This window comes from Haladaptatus pallidirubidus, from assembly GCF_020700235.1.
In the GTDB taxonomy this organism is placed as follows: Archaea; Halobacteriota; Halobacteria; order Halobacteriales; family Haladaptataceae; genus Haladaptatus; species Haladaptatus pallidirubidus.
On sequence record NZ_CP085301.1, the window covers coordinates 1 to 18,572 of the forward strand.

General features: G+C 61.4%; 19 protein-coding genes. 4 read left to right on the forward strand and 15 right to left on the reverse strand.

What is annotated here, in order from left to right:
• Window positions 1-39: 39 nt before the first annotated feature.
• Window positions 40-2,196 (forward strand): CDC48 family AAA ATPase, encoded by a 2,157-nt coding sequence (locus LIX15_RS00005; protein ID WP_227775471.1) that lies wholly within the window; start codon window positions 40-42, stop codon window positions 2,194-2,196.
• 32 nt (window positions 2,197-2,228) lie between these two features.
• On the opposite strand, the gene LIX15_RS00010 is transcribed toward LIX15_RS00005, so the two are convergent.
• Both LIX15_RS00010 and LIX15_RS00015 read right to left on the reverse strand, forming a co-directional pair.
• Window positions 2,229-2,735: a hypothetical protein gene (locus LIX15_RS00010; protein WP_227775472.1), complete on the reverse strand. Its 507-nt coding sequence runs from the start codon at window positions 2,733-2,735 to the stop codon at window positions 2,229-2,231.
• On the reverse strand, window positions 2,732-3,253 hold the full coding sequence (locus LIX15_RS00015) for a hypothetical protein (protein WP_227775473.1): 522 nt from the start codon (window positions 3,251-3,253) through the stop codon (window positions 2,732-2,734). The genes LIX15_RS00010 and LIX15_RS00015 overlap by 4 nt, the downstream gene beginning before the upstream one ends.
• Window positions 3,254-3,434: 181 nt before the next feature.
• Between LIX15_RS00015 and LIX15_RS33110 the strand changes: the two genes are divergently transcribed.
• The gene (locus LIX15_RS33110) at window positions 3,435-3,599 is read left to right on the forward strand and encodes an Lrp/AsnC ligand binding domain-containing protein (protein ID WP_368410698.1); all 165 of its coding nucleotides are present in this window, start codon (window positions 3,435-3,437) and stop codon (window positions 3,597-3,599) included.
• Between the two features lie 17 nt (window positions 3,600-3,616).
• Here LIX15_RS33110 and LIX15_RS00025 read toward each other — a convergent pair whose 3' ends face one another.
• From LIX15_RS00025 to LIX15_RS00055, 7 genes are all read right to left on the reverse strand, one after another.
• Window positions 3,617-4,261 (reverse strand): pyroglutamyl-peptidase I, encoded by a 645-nt coding sequence (locus LIX15_RS00025; protein ID WP_227775474.1) that lies wholly within the window; start codon window positions 4,259-4,261, stop codon window positions 3,617-3,619.
• 25 nt (window positions 4,262-4,286) lie between these two features.
• Window positions 4,287-4,766: a hypothetical protein gene (locus LIX15_RS00030; RefSeq protein WP_227775475.1), complete on the reverse strand. Its 480-nt coding sequence runs from the start codon at window positions 4,764-4,766 to the stop codon at window positions 4,287-4,289.
• Window positions 4,757-7,594: a DEAD/DEAH box helicase gene (locus LIX15_RS00035; protein ID WP_227775476.1), complete on the reverse strand. Its 2,838-nt coding sequence runs from the start codon at window positions 7,592-7,594 to the stop codon at window positions 4,757-4,759. The genes LIX15_RS00030 and LIX15_RS00035 overlap by 10 nt, the downstream gene beginning before the upstream one ends.
• Window positions 7,595-7,890: 296 nt before the next feature.
• Entirely contained in the window at window positions 7,891-8,628 is a 738-nt protein-coding gene (locus LIX15_RS00040) for a metallophosphoesterase (protein WP_227775477.1), read from the reverse strand.
• Complete coding sequence (locus tag LIX15_RS00045) at window positions 8,628-10,376, reverse strand: hypothetical protein (protein ID WP_227775478.1); 1,749 nt, start codon at window positions 10,374-10,376, stop codon at window positions 8,628-8,630. The genes LIX15_RS00040 and LIX15_RS00045 overlap by 1 nt, the downstream gene beginning before the upstream one ends.
• The gene (locus LIX15_RS00050) at window positions 10,373-11,644 is read right to left on the reverse strand and encodes a Single-stranded DNA binding protein (protein WP_227775479.1); all 1,272 of its coding nucleotides are present in this window, start codon (window positions 11,642-11,644) and stop codon (window positions 10,373-10,375) included. The genes LIX15_RS00045 and LIX15_RS00050 overlap by 4 nt, the downstream gene beginning before the upstream one ends.
• Window positions 11,645-11,668: 24 nt before the next feature.
• Entirely contained in the window at window positions 11,669-13,039 is a 1,371-nt protein-coding gene (locus LIX15_RS00055) for an arylsulfotransferase family protein (protein WP_227775480.1), read from the reverse strand.
• 82 nt (window positions 13,040-13,121) lie between these two features.
• Here LIX15_RS00055 and LIX15_RS00060 point away from each other — a divergent pair, with 82 nt between their 5' ends.
• Window positions 13,122-13,754: a 2,5-diamino-6-(ribosylamino)-4(3H)-pyrimidinone 5'-phosphate reductase gene (locus tag LIX15_RS00060; protein WP_227775481.1), complete on the forward strand. Its 633-nt coding sequence runs from the start codon at window positions 13,122-13,124 to the stop codon at window positions 13,752-13,754.
• A 205-nt stretch (window positions 13,755-13,959) separates the two neighbouring features.
• Here the strand turns inward: LIX15_RS00060 and asd are convergent, their stop codons facing one another.
• From asd to LIX15_RS00090, 6 genes are all read right to left on the reverse strand, one after another.
• Window positions 13,960-14,994 carry an aspartate-semialdehyde dehydrogenase gene (gene asd / locus LIX15_RS00065; RefSeq protein WP_227775482.1) on the reverse strand — a complete coding sequence of 345 codons (1,035 nt, stop codon included), beginning with the start codon at window positions 14,992-14,994 and terminating at the stop codon, window positions 13,960-13,962.
• A 67-nt stretch (window positions 14,995-15,061) separates the two neighbouring features.
• Window positions 15,062-15,238, reverse strand: coding sequence for a 30S ribosomal protein S17e (locus LIX15_RS00070; protein WP_227775483.1), 177 nt, complete (start codon window positions 15,236-15,238; stop codon window positions 15,062-15,064).
• 85 nt (window positions 15,239-15,323) lie between these two features.
• Entirely contained in the window at window positions 15,324-15,602 is a 279-nt protein-coding gene (locus LIX15_RS00075; protein ID WP_227775484.1) for an acylphosphatase, read from the reverse strand.
• Between the two features lie 59 nt (window positions 15,603-15,661).
• Complete coding sequence (locus tag LIX15_RS00080) at window positions 15,662-15,835, reverse strand: hypothetical protein (protein ID WP_227775485.1); 174 nt, start codon at window positions 15,833-15,835, stop codon at window positions 15,662-15,664.
• A 66-nt stretch (window positions 15,836-15,901) separates the two neighbouring features.
• Complete coding sequence (locus LIX15_RS00085) at window positions 15,902-16,783, reverse strand: DNA-3-methyladenine glycosylase family protein (protein ID WP_227775486.1); 882 nt, start codon at window positions 16,781-16,783, stop codon at window positions 15,902-15,904.
• A 64-nt stretch (window positions 16,784-16,847) separates the two neighbouring features.
• The gene (locus LIX15_RS00090) at window positions 16,848-17,885 is read right to left on the reverse strand and encodes a dipeptidase (RefSeq protein ID WP_227775487.1); all 1,038 of its coding nucleotides are present in this window, start codon (window positions 17,883-17,885) and stop codon (window positions 16,848-16,850) included.
• A 105-nt stretch (window positions 17,886-17,990) separates the two neighbouring features.
• On the opposite strand from LIX15_RS00090, the gene LIX15_RS00095 reads away from it, so the two are divergent.
• Window positions 17,991-18,443 carry a DUF555 domain-containing protein gene (locus LIX15_RS00095; RefSeq protein ID WP_227775488.1) on the forward strand — a complete coding sequence of 151 codons (453 nt, stop codon included), beginning with the start codon at window positions 17,991-17,993 and terminating at the stop codon, window positions 18,441-18,443.
• Window positions 18,444-18,572: the final 129 nt, after the last annotated feature.

The window sequence follows — 18,572 nt, forward strand, 5'->3', positions numbered from 1 at the left end:
CGGGAAACCCTGAAGACGGTCGGGCGACGAGTACGCGATATGACCGAAAAACCGACGGTTTCCCTCACCGTCAAGGGCGCGGAAAAGCGAGACGGCGGGCGGGGAATCGCCCGGATTCCGGATACGGCGCGACAGCAACTCGGCGTTCTCAGCGGCGACACAATCGCCCTCGATGGCACCCAGACGACGGTCGTCAAGGTGTGGCCCGCCGCGAGTACGGTTCCCGAAAACACGGTACAAATCGACGCCGAAACCCGCGCCAACGCGGGCGTCAAAATAGGCGACAAAGTATCGGTTCGACCCATCGCCGTCTCCGACGCCGATTCGATTACCGTCGTTCCGAAGGCGAACTTCTCGCTGGACGACGTAGATACGCTCGAATCCGCGACAAAACGTGAACTACTCGACAGACCGGTGAGCGCCGGAGAGCGCGCACGAATCGAACGCTTGGGTGATGCGGGTCTTTTCGTCGTCTCGAAAACCGATCCCGACGGAACCGTCCGCGTGACGACCGACACCGAGGTGAAAGTCTCCCTATCGAAACTCGCGGACTCCGCGATACCGACCACCTCCGGAAAAACGAGCGAAGTGACGGACGCGACGGAGGTGACCGGCGCGACCTACGAGGACATCGGCGGCATGGACGAGGAACTGCGCCGTGTCCGCGAGATGGTCGAACTGCCGCTGTCCAACCCCGCGCTGTTCCGCCGACTGGGTATCGACCCGCCGAAAGGCGTCCTACTCTACGGCCCGCCCGGCACCGGGAAAACCCTTATCGCGAAGGCGGTGGCGAACGAGGTCAACGCGCACTTCGTTTCCGTCTCCGGTCCGGAGGTGATGAGCAAGTACAAGGGCGAGAGCGAAGAACGCCTCCGCGAGATATTCAACGAGGCGAGCGAGAACGCTCCGTCCATCATCTTCTTCGACGAGGTGGACAGCCTCGGCGGAAAGCGAGACGACGAAAGCGACATGGAAAATCGATTGGTCGCCCAGATGCTTTCGCTGATGGACGGCCTCGAATCCCGCGGCGAAATCGTCGTCATCGGCGCGACGAACCGCGTTGACGCCATCGACCCCGCGCTCCGGCGCGGCGGTCGCTTCGACCGCGAAATCGAAATCGGCGCTCCGGACGCGGCGGGCCGCCGCGAAATCCTCGAAGTCCACACTCGCGGGATGCCGCTCACGGACGACGTCTCTATCGACCGACTCGCAGCGACGACCCACGGGTTCGTCGGGGCCGACCTCCACGCGCTCGTTACGGAGGCCGCGATGGCCGCGCTCCGCCGGGCGAGAGACGCGGGTTCGAACGACGAGGAACTCCTCTCGGTCGAAGTCACCCGTGAGGACTTCAACACCGCAATGGCGAGCGTCGAACCCTCGGCGATGCGGGAGTTCGTCGCCGAAGCGCCCGAGATTTCGTTCGAGGACGTGGGAGGATTGGACGACGCGAAACAGACGCTCATCGAAGCGGTCGAATGGCCGCTCTCCTACACCAACCTCTTCGAGGCGACGAAGACGGAACCGCCGAGCGGCGTCCTGCTCTACGGCCCGCCCGGAACCGGGAAAACGCTTCTCGCACGGGCCTTGGCGGGCCAAAGCGACGTAAACTTCGTCTCGGTCGCCGGGCCAGAACTGCTCGATAGATACGTCGGCGAGAGCGAGAAGTCGGTTCGGGAACTGTTCGACCGGGCGAGACAGGCATCTCCGGCTATCGTATTCTTCGACGAAATCGACGCTCTCGCCAGTCAACGCGACGACTCGCACGAAGTCACCGAGCGCGTCGTCTCGCAGTTGCTGACCGAACTCGACGGCCTGACCGATAACCCGAATCTCGTCGTTCTCGCAGCGACCAATCGCCGGGACGCCATCGACCCCGCGCTCCTCCGCCCCGGGCGAATCGAATCACACATCGAAGTTCCCGCGCCGGACGAGGCGGGTCGGCGCAAAATTCTCTCGGTACACGCGGACGACAAACCACTCGGCGACGACGTGGATTTAGACTCTCTCGCCGAAGAATTGGAGGGCTACACGGGTGCAGACCTCGAAGCACTCGTCCGCAGCGCCTCGATGCGCGCCATCCGAGAGGCCGCAGACGAGTGGAGTCCGGAGGAAGCCAACGAGCGGGCGGAGGAAATCGTCATCGAAGCGCGCCACTTCGACGTGGCGCGGGAGTTCGTCCAACCGACGATAATGTGAGGCGTTCTCGTTGGTTTCAACGTCTTCGACGATTACGGTTGCCAGTAGATGTCGGTTGCGCGGTGGCGTTTGTCGTATCCCTCCAGTCCCTCTCCGAGCAACCACCTGAGCCGCAAATCGTCGTACAGCGTGCTGTGCGTGTAGTCCACGAACGTCATCGGGATAACTAACTCACCATCTCGTTTGACCGCGCTAGCGACGCCGGTGTAGACGTGTTTGTGGCGTTCGTCGTACACCTTCGCACCCATCACCGGAACGTCCTGTTCGTGTGCGGGAACCGAATGGAGTGCTTCGACCGACCGCCACGTAAATTCGTAGCAGAACATCCCCGCCGTTTCTCCGGCTTTCATCGCGGAGTATTCCGTCGGTGTTCGAAAATGTTCTCGAAGGTCAACCGACCCGAAGAGGATGTTGTCCTCAACTGATCCCGCGAGATAGCGCGGAATGTCGTAGTACGTGTCGTCCCGAAAGCCGTCCACGAGACCTTCGAGAACCGCTTTCGGTTGTTTCGGGGACTTTCCAGTGAACGATTCGATCACCGACGGTTTGACGTGCTGATACCTATTTCCGCGAAGCGCTTCGACCGTGAACGGCCGTGTTTCTGCGCCGCGAACGCTACGGAAAAATCCTCGTATCCGAGAAATTCGAATCGGTACTCATCGGCCTCAATCGCCGAAAGATCGCCAACTATCTGACCGAGTGGTTGTCCACCGAGTTCCAGTTCGGCATCCAACTGGTCGGCATCCTCCGCGGATGCTGATACTGGAATAGCTTCCCAACCGTCTCCGTCTTTAACCTCGATTTCATCTTCGTCGAAGTGAATTCGATGACCTGAAACGGTCGTTTCGAACGGCGACGGTTCGAGTCGCTCGCCTGCAACCGCCGAAAGGTCTTGGTCGTGTAGGTTCGTGCCGACGAGGACGCCGTAACCAATCAGAACGTTATCCGCCGCTTTCGCACCGCCGAGTACGACGCTACCCCCACCGAATGCGGCAAGTACCTGTCGTCGGGACAGATTTTTCTCGGTAATTGCAGAGAGCGTACTCGTCCAGTCCATACCCCTCGCGTCACGACGAACCGGAATAAGTCTTCTATCTTCGACTAGCTACGGAGAAACATTCCGCCGCAAAAACTACCGTTCTCGTCGTGGTACGACACAAGATACCATAACTGACGAATTCGTTCACATTCGCGCCGAATCGACGTCCGTACTGCACGCCGCGCGCGAAGTCGCCGAAATCGAGGAGGTAACCTCGGCGCACGTCGTCACGGGCGACTACGACGTTATCGCACAAATCGAACTCGACGACCCGGACGACCTGCCCCACGTCGTCGCCGAGAAGGTTCAGAACGCGCCACCCGTCGAACGAACGATGACGAGCGTGGCGTACGAAGCGGAGTAGTCGCTCGTCTGCGATACTCACTCGCCCGCGAGCGTCACTTCGAACGTCCGCCGAATCGCTTCGGTTTGCATCGACAGGGACAGACTCGGTTTCACGGATGCACCCCTGGTTCCATCTCCCTCGCGGGCCTGCTTCGCAGCCATGCCGGGCGTGCAGGGAAGGTGAACGAACCCCATCGGAACGTCTCGTTTTTCGCTCTCTAGATACGCCCGCGTCGAGTAGAGGACGTTGTTGCAGAGGTGGGTTCCGGCGGTGTTCGAGACGCGCGCCGGAATCCCGTTTTCGAGCAGTTCCTCGACCACCGAAACGACGGGGAGCGTGGCGAAGTAGCCCGCGCGGTCGTCGGGGCGGATGCGCTCGTTTCGCGGTTCCGCGTCGGCGTTGTCGGACGTACTCCCGCAGTCGTTGACGTTGATGCCGACGCGCTCGACGCTGATGCCCGCGCGTCCCGCTGCGAGTCCAGTGGCGGCGATTGCGGTCGGGTCGTGCGTTTCGACGAGTGTTTGCATTTCGCCCGCTGTTCGCTCGAACTCGACGGGAAGGACGTGGCCCGTGATTTCGTGCCCGGCGATTTCCTCGCCGTCGAGTCCGCGGGCGACCACCGCGCTCGGGTTTTCGTCGTGGTCGCCGAACGGTTCGTAGCCCGTCAGAAGCAGTGTCATGGGGATTTATTTTTGAGAGGAAGGCTTAGTTGGTTGCATCGCGGAAGAATGGATTTTGTCGTTTAGCGTCGTTCGGGGAAAACGGTGACACAGCAGGCGGTTTCGCTGCTTCGAAAGCCCTCACACGCTCCAGTCCCGCGAACCGCGCTGCGCGCTTCAGTCGCTCCCTACGGTCGCTCTTTGCAGTGCTTGCGGGTTCGGGGTTCCCGGAGCGCGTTCGCCCTTTCAGTCCACCAGGCTCACGAAAGTCCGTCGGCGCGGTTCCGGGCGGTTGGTCGGCCTGCCTAAATCGTTGGTTGGTCGGTCTGCCGAAACCGTCGGATGGGAAATCGTCCCGAGAAAGTTGATAGAAGAACAGAGTGATATCTCGGCTATGCAACCCCTCGTCGGCCCCGGTGGTTCCGAATTTCTGGGCGCGGAAATCGCCCTCGTCGTCGGAATCTGGTTCTGCTGGCGTGTGGTTCGATGGGTGAACAACCGCGTCGGAGACCGAATCTAATCCCAAAACGCCTGCGTTCGGGCGTACTGGCGCTCCTTCGAGAGGATATCCCGATAAAAGTCGTCTTCGTCTTCGCGCAGTTTGGCGATAATTCGCGCGGCGTTCTGCGGGCCGACGCCGCGCGCCGCGAGCGCGATGATTGCCCGCTTACCGTGGCTCTGCACGAGGTTCGCGGACTTGTACGCCCGTCTGGTCATCTTCTCCTGTTCGTCGTCCTTCTCCTCGGCCCGAACCGCTTTGAGCACCTCGTCGGCCCACGGGTTGAGCGCGGCGATTCGCGTCGAACCGCAGTGGATGCATTTGGGTTGGTCGTCGATTTTCTTCACCGTCGTCTTTCGCCGCCAGTCCTGACAGTGCAGGCAGAACAGCAGCATCTCGTCGTTGCGGATTCGCTCCCGCACGGTTTCGATGACGCTGGCGTCGGCGTTTTCGGGTGCGAGCAGTTCCCGGCCGGACGAGCGTCCGCCGCTTCCCACGGGGGTTCGGCCACCCGTGGTGACGACTTCAATGTCTCCCGCCCGAATCTTCCGGAGAATCCTCTGCGCCTGCTCGACTTCGAGGTCGTCGTGGAACACCTCGCGGACCGCTTCGTCGTACATCGGCGTGTCCTCCAGCGCGCCGAGCAAACGGCCCATCGAGAACTGTCCCTGTCCCTCCCAGCGATTTAGGGAGCCGAACTTCGCGGCCACCTGCGCGAGGGTGAACTTCAACGTGTCCGAGCGTTTGAGCGACAGTTCGATGAGCGGGCCGACGTGTTCCGGGTTGGTTTCCTCGAACACCGCGGTGACTTCCCGGCCATCGACGTTGGCCGGAACGTCCAACTCGATTCGGTAGGGGTCGATTTCCATCCCGACCGACGACCCGGTTCGCTGGCCGACGAGGGACGAGAGGACGCGCCCGAGCGTCTCGTTCACTTTGTGGCCGAAGCAGGCGTTGACGACGATTTTTCCGGCGGCGTACTCCACCACGAGCCGGTCGCGCGTCGGTATCGGCGTCTCAGCTTCCGCCTGTCTGTCAATTCCTTCGAGGGCGGATTCGGCGGTGTACAGGTCGGTCGGATAGCGGTTCGTGAACTCCTTCGCGACGCCTTCTCGGGGTGCACCGCGCTCGAACTGCGGGCCGGCGACGGCCCGCAGTTCGCCGACCTCTTGGGCCACCTCGTAGGGTACCGGAATCTCCTCGCCGACCCACGACGGCACTTCCCCGCCGGGGTCTTCGATAGGCGAGACGTTGACGCGACTCTCCTCCTCGTCGATTTCGGCGATACGCCACATCTCGCCGCGCTGGATGAACACCTCTCCCGGCTCGGCGAAGTTGAGAACGAATCGCTCGTCTAAGGTACCGACCTGCGTCCCGCTCGCCATGTCGTACACCTCGAACGTTTCCTCGTCGGGAATCATCGAGAGGTTGGCGTAGAAGTACTGCCAGGTCTTGCCCGATTTCTCGATTCGGTCTTGTTCCTCGTCTAGCCACACCAACCGATTTCCTTTCAGTTCCCGAACCACGTCCTTGAACTCGCCTTCGGAGAGGTTGCGGAACGGATACGCCTGGGTGACGATTTCGTAGGCGCGCCGGGCGTCTATTTCGCCGAAATCCATCACCAGTCCCACGATTTGGTTCGCCACTGTGTCGAGACTCGCGTGGTGGATGTGCGCCGGTTCCACTTCCCCCTCCACGGCTCGCCGTGCAATGGCCATCGACTCCAGCGCGTCGTCGGAGTGCGACGTGATGATGGTGCCTTCTGACACCTCGTCCATTCGGTGTCCTGCACGCCCCACGCGCTGGAGCAGTCGGGCGACTTCGCGCGGACTCTGGTACTGTACGACGTGGTCGATTCGACCTACGTCGATGCCGAGTTCCATAGAGGACGTGCAGAGAAGAGCATCAATCTTGCCAGCTTTGAACCGGTCTTCCACGTCGATTCTGGCCTCCTTCGAAAGGCTCCCGTGGTGTACTTCGATGTTCGCACCCAGTTCTTTGAACCGCGACCCCAACGCCTCTGCGGTCTGGCGCGTGTTGACGAAGACGAGCGTCGAATCGTGTTCGTCTACGATGTCCCGAATCGCCCGAACGTGGCTGGCGATGTCTGGATTGGTCATCAGCTCCCCGGCCAATTTTTCGTCCTCCTCTCGAATCTCGGGTTCGTGGACGCGAAAATCGACCTTGCTCCCCACGTCCACCTCAATTATCTCACAGCCCCGATTTCCGGTGAGGAACTTCCCGACCTCCCTCGGGTCGCCGACGGTCGCCGACAGTCCGATTCGCTGGAAATCACCCGACAACTCTCGCAGGCGCTCTAACCCGATGGTCAACTGCGCGCCGCGTTTCGCACTAGCGAGTTCGTGAACTTCGTCCACGACGACGTGGTGAACGTCTTCCAGCGCGATTCGCAGCTTCGACCCGGTGAGCATCGCTTGAAGGGTTTCGGGCGTCGTCACCAGCACGTCCGGCGGATTGTTCGCCTGTTTCTGGCGCTGATAGTCCGTCGTGTCGCCGTGGCGCACGTCGATGTCGATATCCAGCGTCTGTCCCCACCACTCCAGTCGCTCGCGCATGTCGCGGTTCAGCGCCCGAAGCGGCGTGATGTAGAGCGCGGAGATGCCGAACCGCGGCTCCGCCTGCGCGATGGAATCCAGAACGGGGAGCATCGCCGTTTCGGTCTTGCCAGTTCCGGTCGGTGCGATAACCAATCCATGATTGCCGTCTGCGAGGGGCGGAATCGCGCGCTTTTGCGGTTCGGTGGGCGTCGAAAAGCCGCGTTCCGAGAGCGCCGACCGAACCTCGCTTCCGAGTCGCGCGAAGGCCGCAGAACCCGCGGCCTGCTGGTCGCTCATTCGTGGTTTCGGGGTAGGGGTTCAGACGAATTAAGCGCGTTGCCCACACCAGCGCGTTTGGTTTGGTTCGGTTTCGGTGAAGCTGCTGGCAGACGAGTATTTTCGTAAAATGTGTGGTGTGACTTTGTGGAGGTATTGCTAGCTACTTCCGACTCCAATCAAACCGCAACCGCCCACATCCTCCCCAACCGACTCCCTCGCTACGCTCGTTCGTCCCTCGTGCGGGCGAACCGGAGGTTCGCCGTCACGCACCACCGCGACAGTAAATTCGACCAACCCAGCACATCTACGCCGTCTCAAATTCTGTCGTACCGTCCCAACCGCGCACCATCAAGCAGATACGCTTCCCCGTCCGCCAACCCGTCCGGCAAAAACGGCGCGAGAAATTCCTGTCCTTCGACGTTCACCCACGTCCCGCCAGTCAAGTCGTTGAACGCAGGAAAGACGATCAACTCGCCATCCACGGCCAACTCCCCCACCTGCTCCGCAAAGGGTTCCGGATTCAGTTCCCCGCGCAACCAAATACGCTCCACGCGACTCCCGCCGACGGAATCCTCCAACCGAACGCAGGGATGTTCGTGCCCCACGCAAACCACGTCCGCCGAAAGCGCGTCCCGCGAGGGCCACGTGTGGCCGTGGACGAATCCAACGTTCCCCAACCGCACACCATCGCTCGGCGTCACCTCGCACTCTATCCACGATTCGATAGTCCCGTCGTGGTTGCCCTTGACGAGTGTCACCGGCACGTCGATGGATTCTAGCAGAACCTCGATTTCGCCGCGTTCGGCGCCGCCCGGCCCGGCGATGGATTGCATCAAATCGCCGAGAAAGACGACTCTGTCCGGGTCGGTGCGGTCGAGGAGAGCGTCCATCTGCTCGCGCCGCTCGCTCGCTCTACTGTCGAGGTTGACGCCCTGCTCGTACCGGAGATGGTCTCCGATTCCGGCGTGGAAGTCCGCCACGACGAGTGCTCTCTCCCTACCGAGGTCGGCGGTCGCGGCGGGTTCCCCCGGAATCGGTTCGACCAGCGCCATCAGATGGGTTTCAGGGTGTCGTCGCCGGATTCGTAACAGCGTCCGGCCATCAGCGCGTCCTGTAGGGCGTCTTCAACCTCTGCGGGCGTCACGTCGTAGGCGTTAACCACCGCAGCCAGCAGTCGTTCGCGCTCGACGCCGTCGCCTTCGTTCAACTCCTTCATCTGCTCCATCACTGTGTTTTCGAGGTTTCCGGGCACTTCGGTATCGGAATCAGACTCCTCCGTCGAATCTGACGCGCCGGATTCGGCCTCGGATGCGGCCTCGGCTTCCGGTTCCTCGATTTCGTCCGGCCCCGCTTCGGATTCGGTCGCCTCGGTCTGTTCCGGCTGAGCTGCGTCAGCATCCGGCCCGACCGCTTCCGCGGATTCGGCGGTGTCGAGGTCAGATTCGGATTCCTGCTCTGGCTCAGTTTCCGATTCCGGCGTTGGCGTCTCGATGCCCGCTTCGCCGGACGGCTCGACTTCAGAGCCGGTAGAAAAGTCGGTGCCGAACTCCTCCTCGATTCGTTCGCGTTCGCCCTCTTCGAACTCGTACATCTCGCCGCTCACGTCCTCGCCCATGGGTCGACTGTCGAAGTCGTCGAGTTCGTCGGCTTCGCTGGATTCGGCGGGTTCGTCCGCGGTTTCGGACGTGTCAGAGTCGAAATCGCCGAGACCGTCATCCGATTCGGAATCCGACTCGATCGCACCGAACTCGCCGAGTTCGTCATCCGATTCGAAATCGTCCCGTTCGTCGCTCGCGCTGGTCGATTCGCGCTTCGTTTCATCTTCGGCTGAACCGGTTTCCGATTCCGAGACGGCGGAATCGGTTGCTTCGGGATTGGATGACTCGGAATCGATCGGCTCACCACCCGATTCGGGTTTGCGCGCCTCCGCCGGAGGCGTCGTCGTTTCGGGGTCGGAATCCGGCCCTATTTCCGATTCGGATTCGGTCGCCGATTCAGTTTCTGACCCCATCTCGGATGTCGACTCCGGTTTCGAAACGGGCGCAGCGTCCGTTTTAGGTTCCAATCCGGGCGCGTCGAGCGACGTATCGAGGTCGATAACTGCCTCGCCCGGTTCGTCGGGTTCCGCGTCGAGTGCGCGCACCTCGTCCTTCTCTCCGGCGACGATTTTGGCCGCGTCGAGCGCCACGTCCTGCAACCCCGCGAGGTACGGGGTTGACGTATGATAATGGTCGAGCGCCAGCGGAACGCCCGTCGCGAGGCCGTCATCGACGCCGTTTGCTTCGAGTGCCTGCTGAAGTGCATCTCCTCGTTCGCCGGAATCCAACGCCTGCGCAAACGTTCGAACGCGGGCGAGGGTTTGCTCCGCGGTCTGCACCGACCAACGGTCGCGAGTTTCCGCATCGACCGTGTTGATACTCTCCGGGCGGATGGAGGTGTATACCACGTCCGAATCGTCCGGTTGGAACGTTCGGGCTTTGCCCGTCACGGCGACGAACATCGGCGGAGACGCGCGTTCGAGGAACGCGAGCGCGTCCGGTTGGTACTGTCCCGCGTAGACGACGAACCCGCCGGTCGGGTCGACGATTCGGGCGCGGAGCACTTCGTCGCCAACCTGTTCGATTTCGGTCAGCACGCCGATGACGAACAGCCGATTGATTCGCGCACCGGTCGGCGTGACGACGTAGTTCGGTGCGCGCTCTTCGTCGCTGTCGGAGTGTTCTAACGACGAATCGTTGTACTCCGCCGCGAAGACGCGCCACGCGACTTCGCGTCGTCCCGCGCCGCCTTGGGAACTCATGTGTCCACCTCCGAGAGGAGGGTTTTCGCACGAATTGCCGGATCGTCGTCTGTTTCGGCGAACTCGCTCGCTTCGAGGTTCGCACCGTAGTCGTCCACCGAGAGATTGCCCCGCACCCGGTACTCGTGGCCGACGATTTTCTCGCGGATGGTGTCCGCGACGACTTCTTGGTCCATCGCGTCACGGGCCTGTTCGCGGGCCCGTTCGAGGCCGCCGCCGTACACCTCTGCGGTGAGTTCGTCGTCTAAAATCGCGGTGACGGTTCCGGTTCCGTCGTCCACGATCGCCTTCACGCGCAGGTCGTCTTCACCGTCCACTTGGCCGTGGCTTCGGCACTGACCCTTCTGAACCACGCGACCGCACTCGGGGCAGCGCTGGATGAGTCCCGACCCGTCGCGTACGGCGACGATGTTTCCGACGACCTCCACGTCGAACGCACCGCCGGTTTCGACCGCCTCTCGGACGGACAGTTTGGTCGCAGAGTCGTTCACGTCCACGTCGCGGGCGAGCGGTTCGACCGTCGTGAACTCCGAGAAGTTGATGGATGGAACGCCCCGGAACTCGCGGACGTAGATGTTGCCAGCGCGAATCGTCGCACCCTCCGCGAGTTCGACGCGCGCCTCCCAGTCGGTGAATGGGAGGCGCGCCGTCTCGTCGGCGACGACGCCGCTTTTGATTTCGGTTTCGCCGTCGCGTCCGTCGATGACTTTGTCCTCGACTTCGAGCACTGTCAGTTCGAGCGAGACGCCGCGGTCGCCGGGGCGCACGTCGGCGAGCGACGAGTCGCCGCCGACTTCGTAGGGAACGTCGATGTCGGTTCCCTCTCGCGCGACGTTGGTACTTTCCCCGAGGTTGAGCTCGGGGTTGCCTTCCCACTCGCGCACACCCGCGTTGCCCGCGGTGATGACTTCGCCGGGCGAGAGGCTGAAGTCGGTCCACGCCGTGTAGGAGATTTTTTCGGTTTCGTCGGCGAGTTCGCCCTCGAAGATGACCTGTTCGTTGCCCTGATACCGAATCGAGCGTTTGCCGACGGTGAGCACTTTCGCGGTCACCGTGACGTTGCCCATGTCGGTTGTCACCTCCGCGATGTCGGCGGAGGACGGCTCGGAACTCTCCGTGCTCCCGTCGCCGTACTTCCGGCGAAGGCTCTGTTTCGCTTCGTTTACCGGCACACTGTACTCGATGAGGTTCTGCAGGTCTGCTTTGACCTCCTCTTTATCGACGCCGAGGTCGGAGGCAAGCGCCTCGGCATGTTCGTCCACGTTCATCACTCGAAGTTCGGTCGGGATGGATTAAAAGTGTTCGTCGTCGTTCGTTTCCCGCGACACTCGAATGGGTAGTTTCGTCTCGATTTTCAGGTTCAGCTCTCGGAGTTCGAAGACGCCCCAGACGAGCAGTGCGAGAACCCCGAGAACCGCCGCGACCAGTTCTCCCAGTCCAGCCCACATCGGCAGGACGAACCACATGCCGCTCACGGTCTTTTTCGAAAAGATCGCGTGGACCGAGCGCTCGTAGATGCCGCGGTCGGCGATGGGTTCGGTTGCCGAGCGAAGTTCGGCCTGCGTCGCGCTCGGCCCTCTCGCGCTCTCGTCCCCGGCTCCGAGTCGTTCGACATCGTAGGGGGAGTAAATCGGCAGTTCCCAGATTATCTGCCCCTGGCGATTTACTTCCACCACGCGATTCGCGTTGGTGTCCGCGATGAGCGTGTGACCGTTCGGCAGTCGGTCGGCGTCGCGCGTCCAGACGGTGTCCGAGTCGCTCCACTCCCACGACTGCTTCCACTCGCCGTCTTCGCGCTGGAACTCGACCACGCGGTCGTTCACGGAGTCGGCGACGACGACCGCCGGGCCGCCGCGCGATTCGGGGATGTAATCCGGATTGTGCTGTTCGTACAGCACGCTGAAGTTGTCCTCCCCGCCGAGCGTCCACGACTCCATCAAACCGCTCTCGTTCAAGAAGACGACTTGGTCTTGATTCCGGAGGCTGACCATGTAGCGACCGTCCGGCAGGCGCTCCACGTCGTTCAGGTGCGCCCAATCGACCGGGTACGGCCCGCCCTCCGTTATCGGGAAGTCGTCCTGCGCGTCCCAGCGCCACGACGTGATGTTCGTGGTGGTGTTGACGACGTACACCTGGTCTTGGTGGATGTCGCCGACGAGCAGGTTCTCGTCGTCGATTCTGTCCACGTCGTGCCAGTTTGCGCCCCTGTCCTGCGGGATGACCCGCGAGAAAACGCGCGTTTTTTCGCCGGTCGTGAAGTTCACCCGTTCTACGAACGATAGGGTGCATTTCGCGTCGCACGCCTTTGCTCGGGGGCCGGAAAGCGGCTTTTCCGCGGTGTACTCCACGGTCATCGACTCGTTCGGAATCGGGTCTACGTCGAAATAACCCGTGTAGGCGTCGTCGTGATATAGTACGGTTCCGTTCCGCGCAAAGGCGACGAGGGCGGATTCTTCTCCGTCCATTCCGTGCCCCGCGACGACGGTGATACCCGAGGTTTGCGGTGCGACCGATTCGCGCTGGTCGAGCGGCACGTTCGACTGGTCGTGATACTCGCCGACCGAATTTCGAACCGGGGAAGTGGCGTAGGCGTACCCCACCGTCGCCGAACAGAGGAGGATGAGCGCGGCGAAAAACGCTCGATACATTTTCGGGGAAACCATTATTCCATTCGTTCGAGGGAAAGTGCATAAAGTTCCTGATAGCATCGAAAGTCGTTTTCGCGCGGGCCGCCAATTCGGAGATATGCACGTGGTCGTCAACGCCGCGATGAGCGCCGACGGAAAACTTTCCTCGCGACGACGCGAACAGGTCGCAATCAGCGGGGCAGACGATTTCGACCGGATGGACGACCTTCGAATCGAAAGCGACGCGATCGCCGTCGGCGTCGGAACCGTCCTCGCGGACGACCCATCGCTCACCGCCGACGGCGGGGCGAATCCGCTCCGAATCGTCGCGGATTCACGCGCCCGGACGCCGACGGACGCCCGAGTACTGGACGACCGTGCCGAAACCCTCATCTTCGTTTCTGAGGGGGCACCAAATGAGCGAGTCGAAAATCTCGGAAATGCGGGTGCAGACGTGGTCGTCGCGGGCGACGACCGCGTCTCGCTCGAAGTCGCCTTCTCGGAGCTCGAAAAACGAGGAATCGAACGGGTGATGGTCGAGGGCGGCGGCGAACTCATCTTCTCTCTGTTCGCTGCCGGACTGGTGGACGAACTGCGACTGTACGTCGGGTCGATGATAATCGGCGGGCGCGATGCGCCGACACTGGCGGACGGCGAGGGATTCGTCGCGCGCGAGCAATTTTCAAATCTCGAACTAACGGGCGTTGAGCGAATCGACGACGGAGTTTTGCTCCGCTACTCGGTGTCGTAGTTCGAAAAATGTGAAATTCGGTTTGTTCAGTAGTCGGTATCGATTGGAGTGTCGTTGCCGCCGCGAACGCGGTATGCGATTGCCAGTATCGAAGCGAGGACGAGAACTGTGAGTATTCGTTTCATACGTTTTCCCGGTAAATCCCGGTAGAAAACTCTATTTCCCGGAAATATATAAATCTTCTACTGTTCTGTCACTACCGCCTTCAGACCCACCCCTCGCGAACGAGTAGTTCGCCGTTCAGGAGGCTCGCCCCGGCGGCCCCGCGAATCGTATTGTGAGCCAGACAGTTGTACTGCAGTCCGCTCGGTGTATTCTGTAGACCGCCGACCGCGATTTGCATGCCGCCGCCGAGCGTTCGGTCGAGTCGCGGTTGCGGACGGTCGGGATTCTCGAACACTTCGATGAGGGGGTCGGGCGCGCTCGGAAGGTCGAGCGTCGGCGCGTCCGCGAACGCGCCGCGCGCGTCATCCGTGTCGATATCCTTCCTCGTCTCTGCCCAGACGTTCTCTAAGTGACCGTCGAGGGTAGGTACGCGGTTGCAGGAGGCCGAGACATTCACGTCGTGGTGGTCGATTTCGGTTCCGTCGAACGAGCCGAGGAGTTTCCGCGATTCGGTTTCCATCTTCAACTCCTCCCCGCCGATGTGCGGGATGACGTTGTCGATGATTTCCATCGAGGTGACGCCGTCGTAGCCCGCGCCGGAGACGGCCTGCAGGGTGGAGACGTGAACCGTCTCCAATCCGAATCGGTCGAGCGCGGCCAGCGTCGGTACCATCGTGATGGTCGAACAGTTCGGATTTTTCACGAGCGCGCCGTCCCAGCCTCGTTCGTCCTGCTGAACTTCGAGGAGGTCTAAATGCTCGCCGTTGACCTCCGGGATGACCAGCGGAACGTCGTCCGCCATTCGGGAGTTCGAGGAGTTCGAGGAGACGACGTACCCCGCCTCGGTGAATCGCGGTTCGACGACCTCCGCGACGCCCGACGGAAGCGACGAGAACAGTAAATCCACGTCGTCCGGCACCGCTTGCGGGTCGGTTTCGCGCACTTCGATGTCGCCGACCCAGTCCGGAATCGGAGAATCGACGCGCCACTTCGCGGCTTCGCGGTATGATTTCCCCGCGCTGTCGTCGCTCGCCGTAATCGCTACCAGTTCGAAATCGGAGTGGCCGTCCAGGAGTTGAATGAACCGCTGTCCGACCGCTCCGGTGCCGCCGAGAATTCCAACGTTGACACTCATGTGCGAGTGGGTTGCAAGAGGATTCGCAAGTAGCTTTCGACGGCGTCGGTGCTTGCCGCGGAAACGATTATTCTTTCTTCCGGGTGACGTAGCCAGCGATTCGGTTCCGGACGCCTTTCGAACCGATGTTGGTCAGCTTTTCGACGCTGTCCTTGTTCTGGTCGAAATCCTTCGTGAACGCGTTCGGGTATCGCTCCAACAGGATGGTTCCCGTCTTCTTGACGTAGTCGGGTTTGATTGCCATGCCGAACTGTTGCCGAGGGCGGGTCTTAAAAGCATTCGTTCGCGCCCGCCGAACGTGAATTTCCGTCCGGCGAGCGCATCCCGACTTACCGCCGAATTCGAAAGCCGTCTTCACCTTCCGGGTCGCCGTACTCCACTTCCACGTCGTCCACGTCGGCGGCGGGGCTTCCCGTGTGGCACCATTTCACCATCTCGTTTACGGCCGATTCCGGCCCTTCGAAAACGGCCTCGACGCGCCCGTCCGAGAGGTTTTGTACCCAGCCATCGACGCCCTGCTCCTGTGCCGTGTCGCGGGTGTTCGCTCGGTAGTAGACGCCCTGTACGGTTCCGGAGACGAAGACGTGCGCGCGAGTTCGGTCTGTCATGTGAGTATCCGGTTGTTCTCCTTCACGCGACAAAATTTGTGGGGCCGGTTTTCGGGTCGTTACTCCCCGTCACTGCGTTCGTAGGTTAGATGCGTGACTGCGGTTCGAACTTCGTTTTTCGACAGTCCGAGTTCCCAGTAAACGAACGTTCGGAGGGCGAGTAGCGCGCCGATACTTGACGCGAGGACGAGAGCGAGAAAGCCGAGTCCGAACGCGAGGAGGCCAGTAGCCATGCGTCCCTTCCGGAAGGTGAACGAATATATCTTTCGACAATCTGGCATCTCCGCGAAGATGAACGTTCAGCTTCGCAAGTGATGAAACACGTAGGTTTGTGCGTAGCCCGCGTACTCGCCGCCGAACTGCTCCCGAATCGCACGCGAGGTTTTCGCGTACGACCCTCGCTCGCAGTGCGGATAATGTTCCTCGATGGCGCTCTGAATCCACGTATCGAGCGGAACCGCCTCCAGATAATCCAGCGAAAAGAGCAGAACGCAGTCCGCCACCTTATCGCCGACGCCGACGAACACCTGCACGGCGTCGCGGGCGTCCTCGTACTCTTTCCCTCGAACGTCCTCCGCGGAGGCCGCACCCGAGGCGATGAGTTCCGCCGTCTTTCGGACGTAGGGTGCGCGATAGCCCAAATTCAACCCGCGCAGATCGTCCTCCGTCGCGGTCGCTAACTGCTCGGGCGTCGGGAATTGGTGATAGATTCTTCCGTCGAACTCGATTTCGTCGCCGAACTCGCGCGCGAGCGCGGTCTGCATCCCGTAAATCCGCCCGACGCGCATCTGCGCCGAACAGATGAACGAGATGAGACAGGGAAAAAACGGGTCGCGGACGATTCGCATTCCGCGGTACTCCTCGTAGGCCGATTCGACGAGCGGGTCGTCCGGGGTCGATTCCACGATGGCGTCCAAATCGTCGTCGAGGCGGAGCAGGTCGAACAGCAGCGGTTCGGCGTCGGTCGTCGCCTGCCATTCGATTTGTCCATCCCGTTGGCGGGCGCGGACGACTTCTTCCTCGACGACGGTGTAGTACCACGCCGACTCGCCGTAGGCGTGCGTCGTCTCGTACATTTTTCCATCCTCGCGCCGCCAGAGGTAGCTCTGACCGCTTTCGACGGTCGATTGCAGGTCGAACCCACCCGGCAAGGACGCGACGGGTATCGAACCGGTTTCCATTGCCGAGGGATTAGAGCGAGCAAGAGCAAATCTTTCGATTCGCGGATTGGGTTTTGATGCTGTCTCACCATGTCTCGGCGAGGACACGCCGCCAGTTCTCGCGCGCGACGTTTTCGATATCGCTGTCGCTAAATCCGCGCTCTCGAAGTCGCGTCAAAATTTCGGTGAGCCCGGTTACGTTGCCGATTTCATCCGGAATCCTCGCGCCGTCGAAATCCGAGCCAAACACGACGTGTTCGACGCCGACGAACTCCGCGACGTGTTCGACGTGGTCAACGACGGTTTCCACGGCGACTTCGGCGTTCGGGTCGGGGTCGTCGGCCAGTCCCGGTTCGTGGAACGAGATTCCGACGACACCCCCGGAGTCGGCGACTGCGGCGAGTTGCTCGTCAGTCAGATTCCGCGAATGGGGACAGAGTTCGTGAGCGCCGGAGTGCGAAACGACGAGGGGCGCGTCGGTCGAATCAGCAACGTCCCAGAAGCCCTGTTCGGTCATGTGCGCACAATCAATCACGATTCCCCGCTCTTCACAGGCTCGGACGAGGTCGCGTCCCTCGTCCGTGAGTCCGGAGCCGGTGTCCGGACTCCCGGGATAGCGCGACTGTACGCCCTCACCGAAGGCGTTCGGGCGACTCCAGACCAGGCCGATTGATCGAACCCCCGCAGAGTAGAGAAAATCGAGATTGGCGAGGTCGGGCGCGACTCCCGCCGCACCTTCGAGGTGCGGAATCGCGCCGAGGGTATCCGACTCGAGACAGGAATCGAGGTCGGAAAGCGTGCGAATCACGCGAAAATCATCGACATCGTACGCGAGTCGGGCGAGGAGTTCGAGGGTTCGGTACGTGACCTCCCGCGCGTGGTCGTGGGAAACGGCGTCGGGAAGCGGATGTTCGTAGCCGTCTGCCGTGGAAACGAGGTCGTGTTCCTCATCGCTCAAGACGAACACGGCGAAAAATCCCGCACCGAGTCCCGCTTCGCCTGCGGACGGGCGGTCGATATGGGTGGCCTGGGTTCCGTTTTCGAACGCCGATATCGGCGAGTCCGCGTCGAGCAGTCGCAAAAGCGTGTCGTTGTGGCCGTCGATAATCGGCGCGTCGGTCATTGCAGGAGGTGTGTCCGAGCGTGACATAAGTTGTGGTGTGTCGTCTCAATGTTTCTAAATAGGGCGAAAATTCATACTACTGGCTGTGTAACTGTCTTTGGGATCATGAATTGCAGAGTTGTCGTCGAAGCCGCGATCCCGGTGTACGACGTTTCGACGCCGGACGAGGCGGTGCGAATCGCCATTTCGAAAACTGGCGAGCTGTTGAATCCGGATTTGAACTACGTCGAAATTAACATGGGTGAGCGAACCTCCCCATCCGGTGAGGAACTCCCACCGGCCTTCATCGCCGCGGACGAGGCGCTCGTCGCGTTGGAACTGGAGATGACGGTGTTCAACGTCGAACGGGAAGAACACGCCTCGCGCATCGCTCGCAAGGAAATCGGTCAACGGCTGGAGAACATCCCGCTCACGGTTCTCGATGTCAAAGTCCTCGAAGACGAAGACGACGAGGACGAGGACGAAGCGGAAGCCGAAGCCGAAGCCAGCGACGCCGAAAAGGAGGACGAAAGCGATGAGGACGACGTCCTGCCGGAGTTCGAAGACCTCATCGAATAGGCACGTCGATTCGCACAGGTACACCGGTTTGTAGTCGGATTCGGGACGCCCGCGTCTCCCGAGAGGTTTGTAGGTCGATATTCCGTTTTGCCGGGCGCAGGCCACAGGCGAAAATCGTAGTCAGTACTG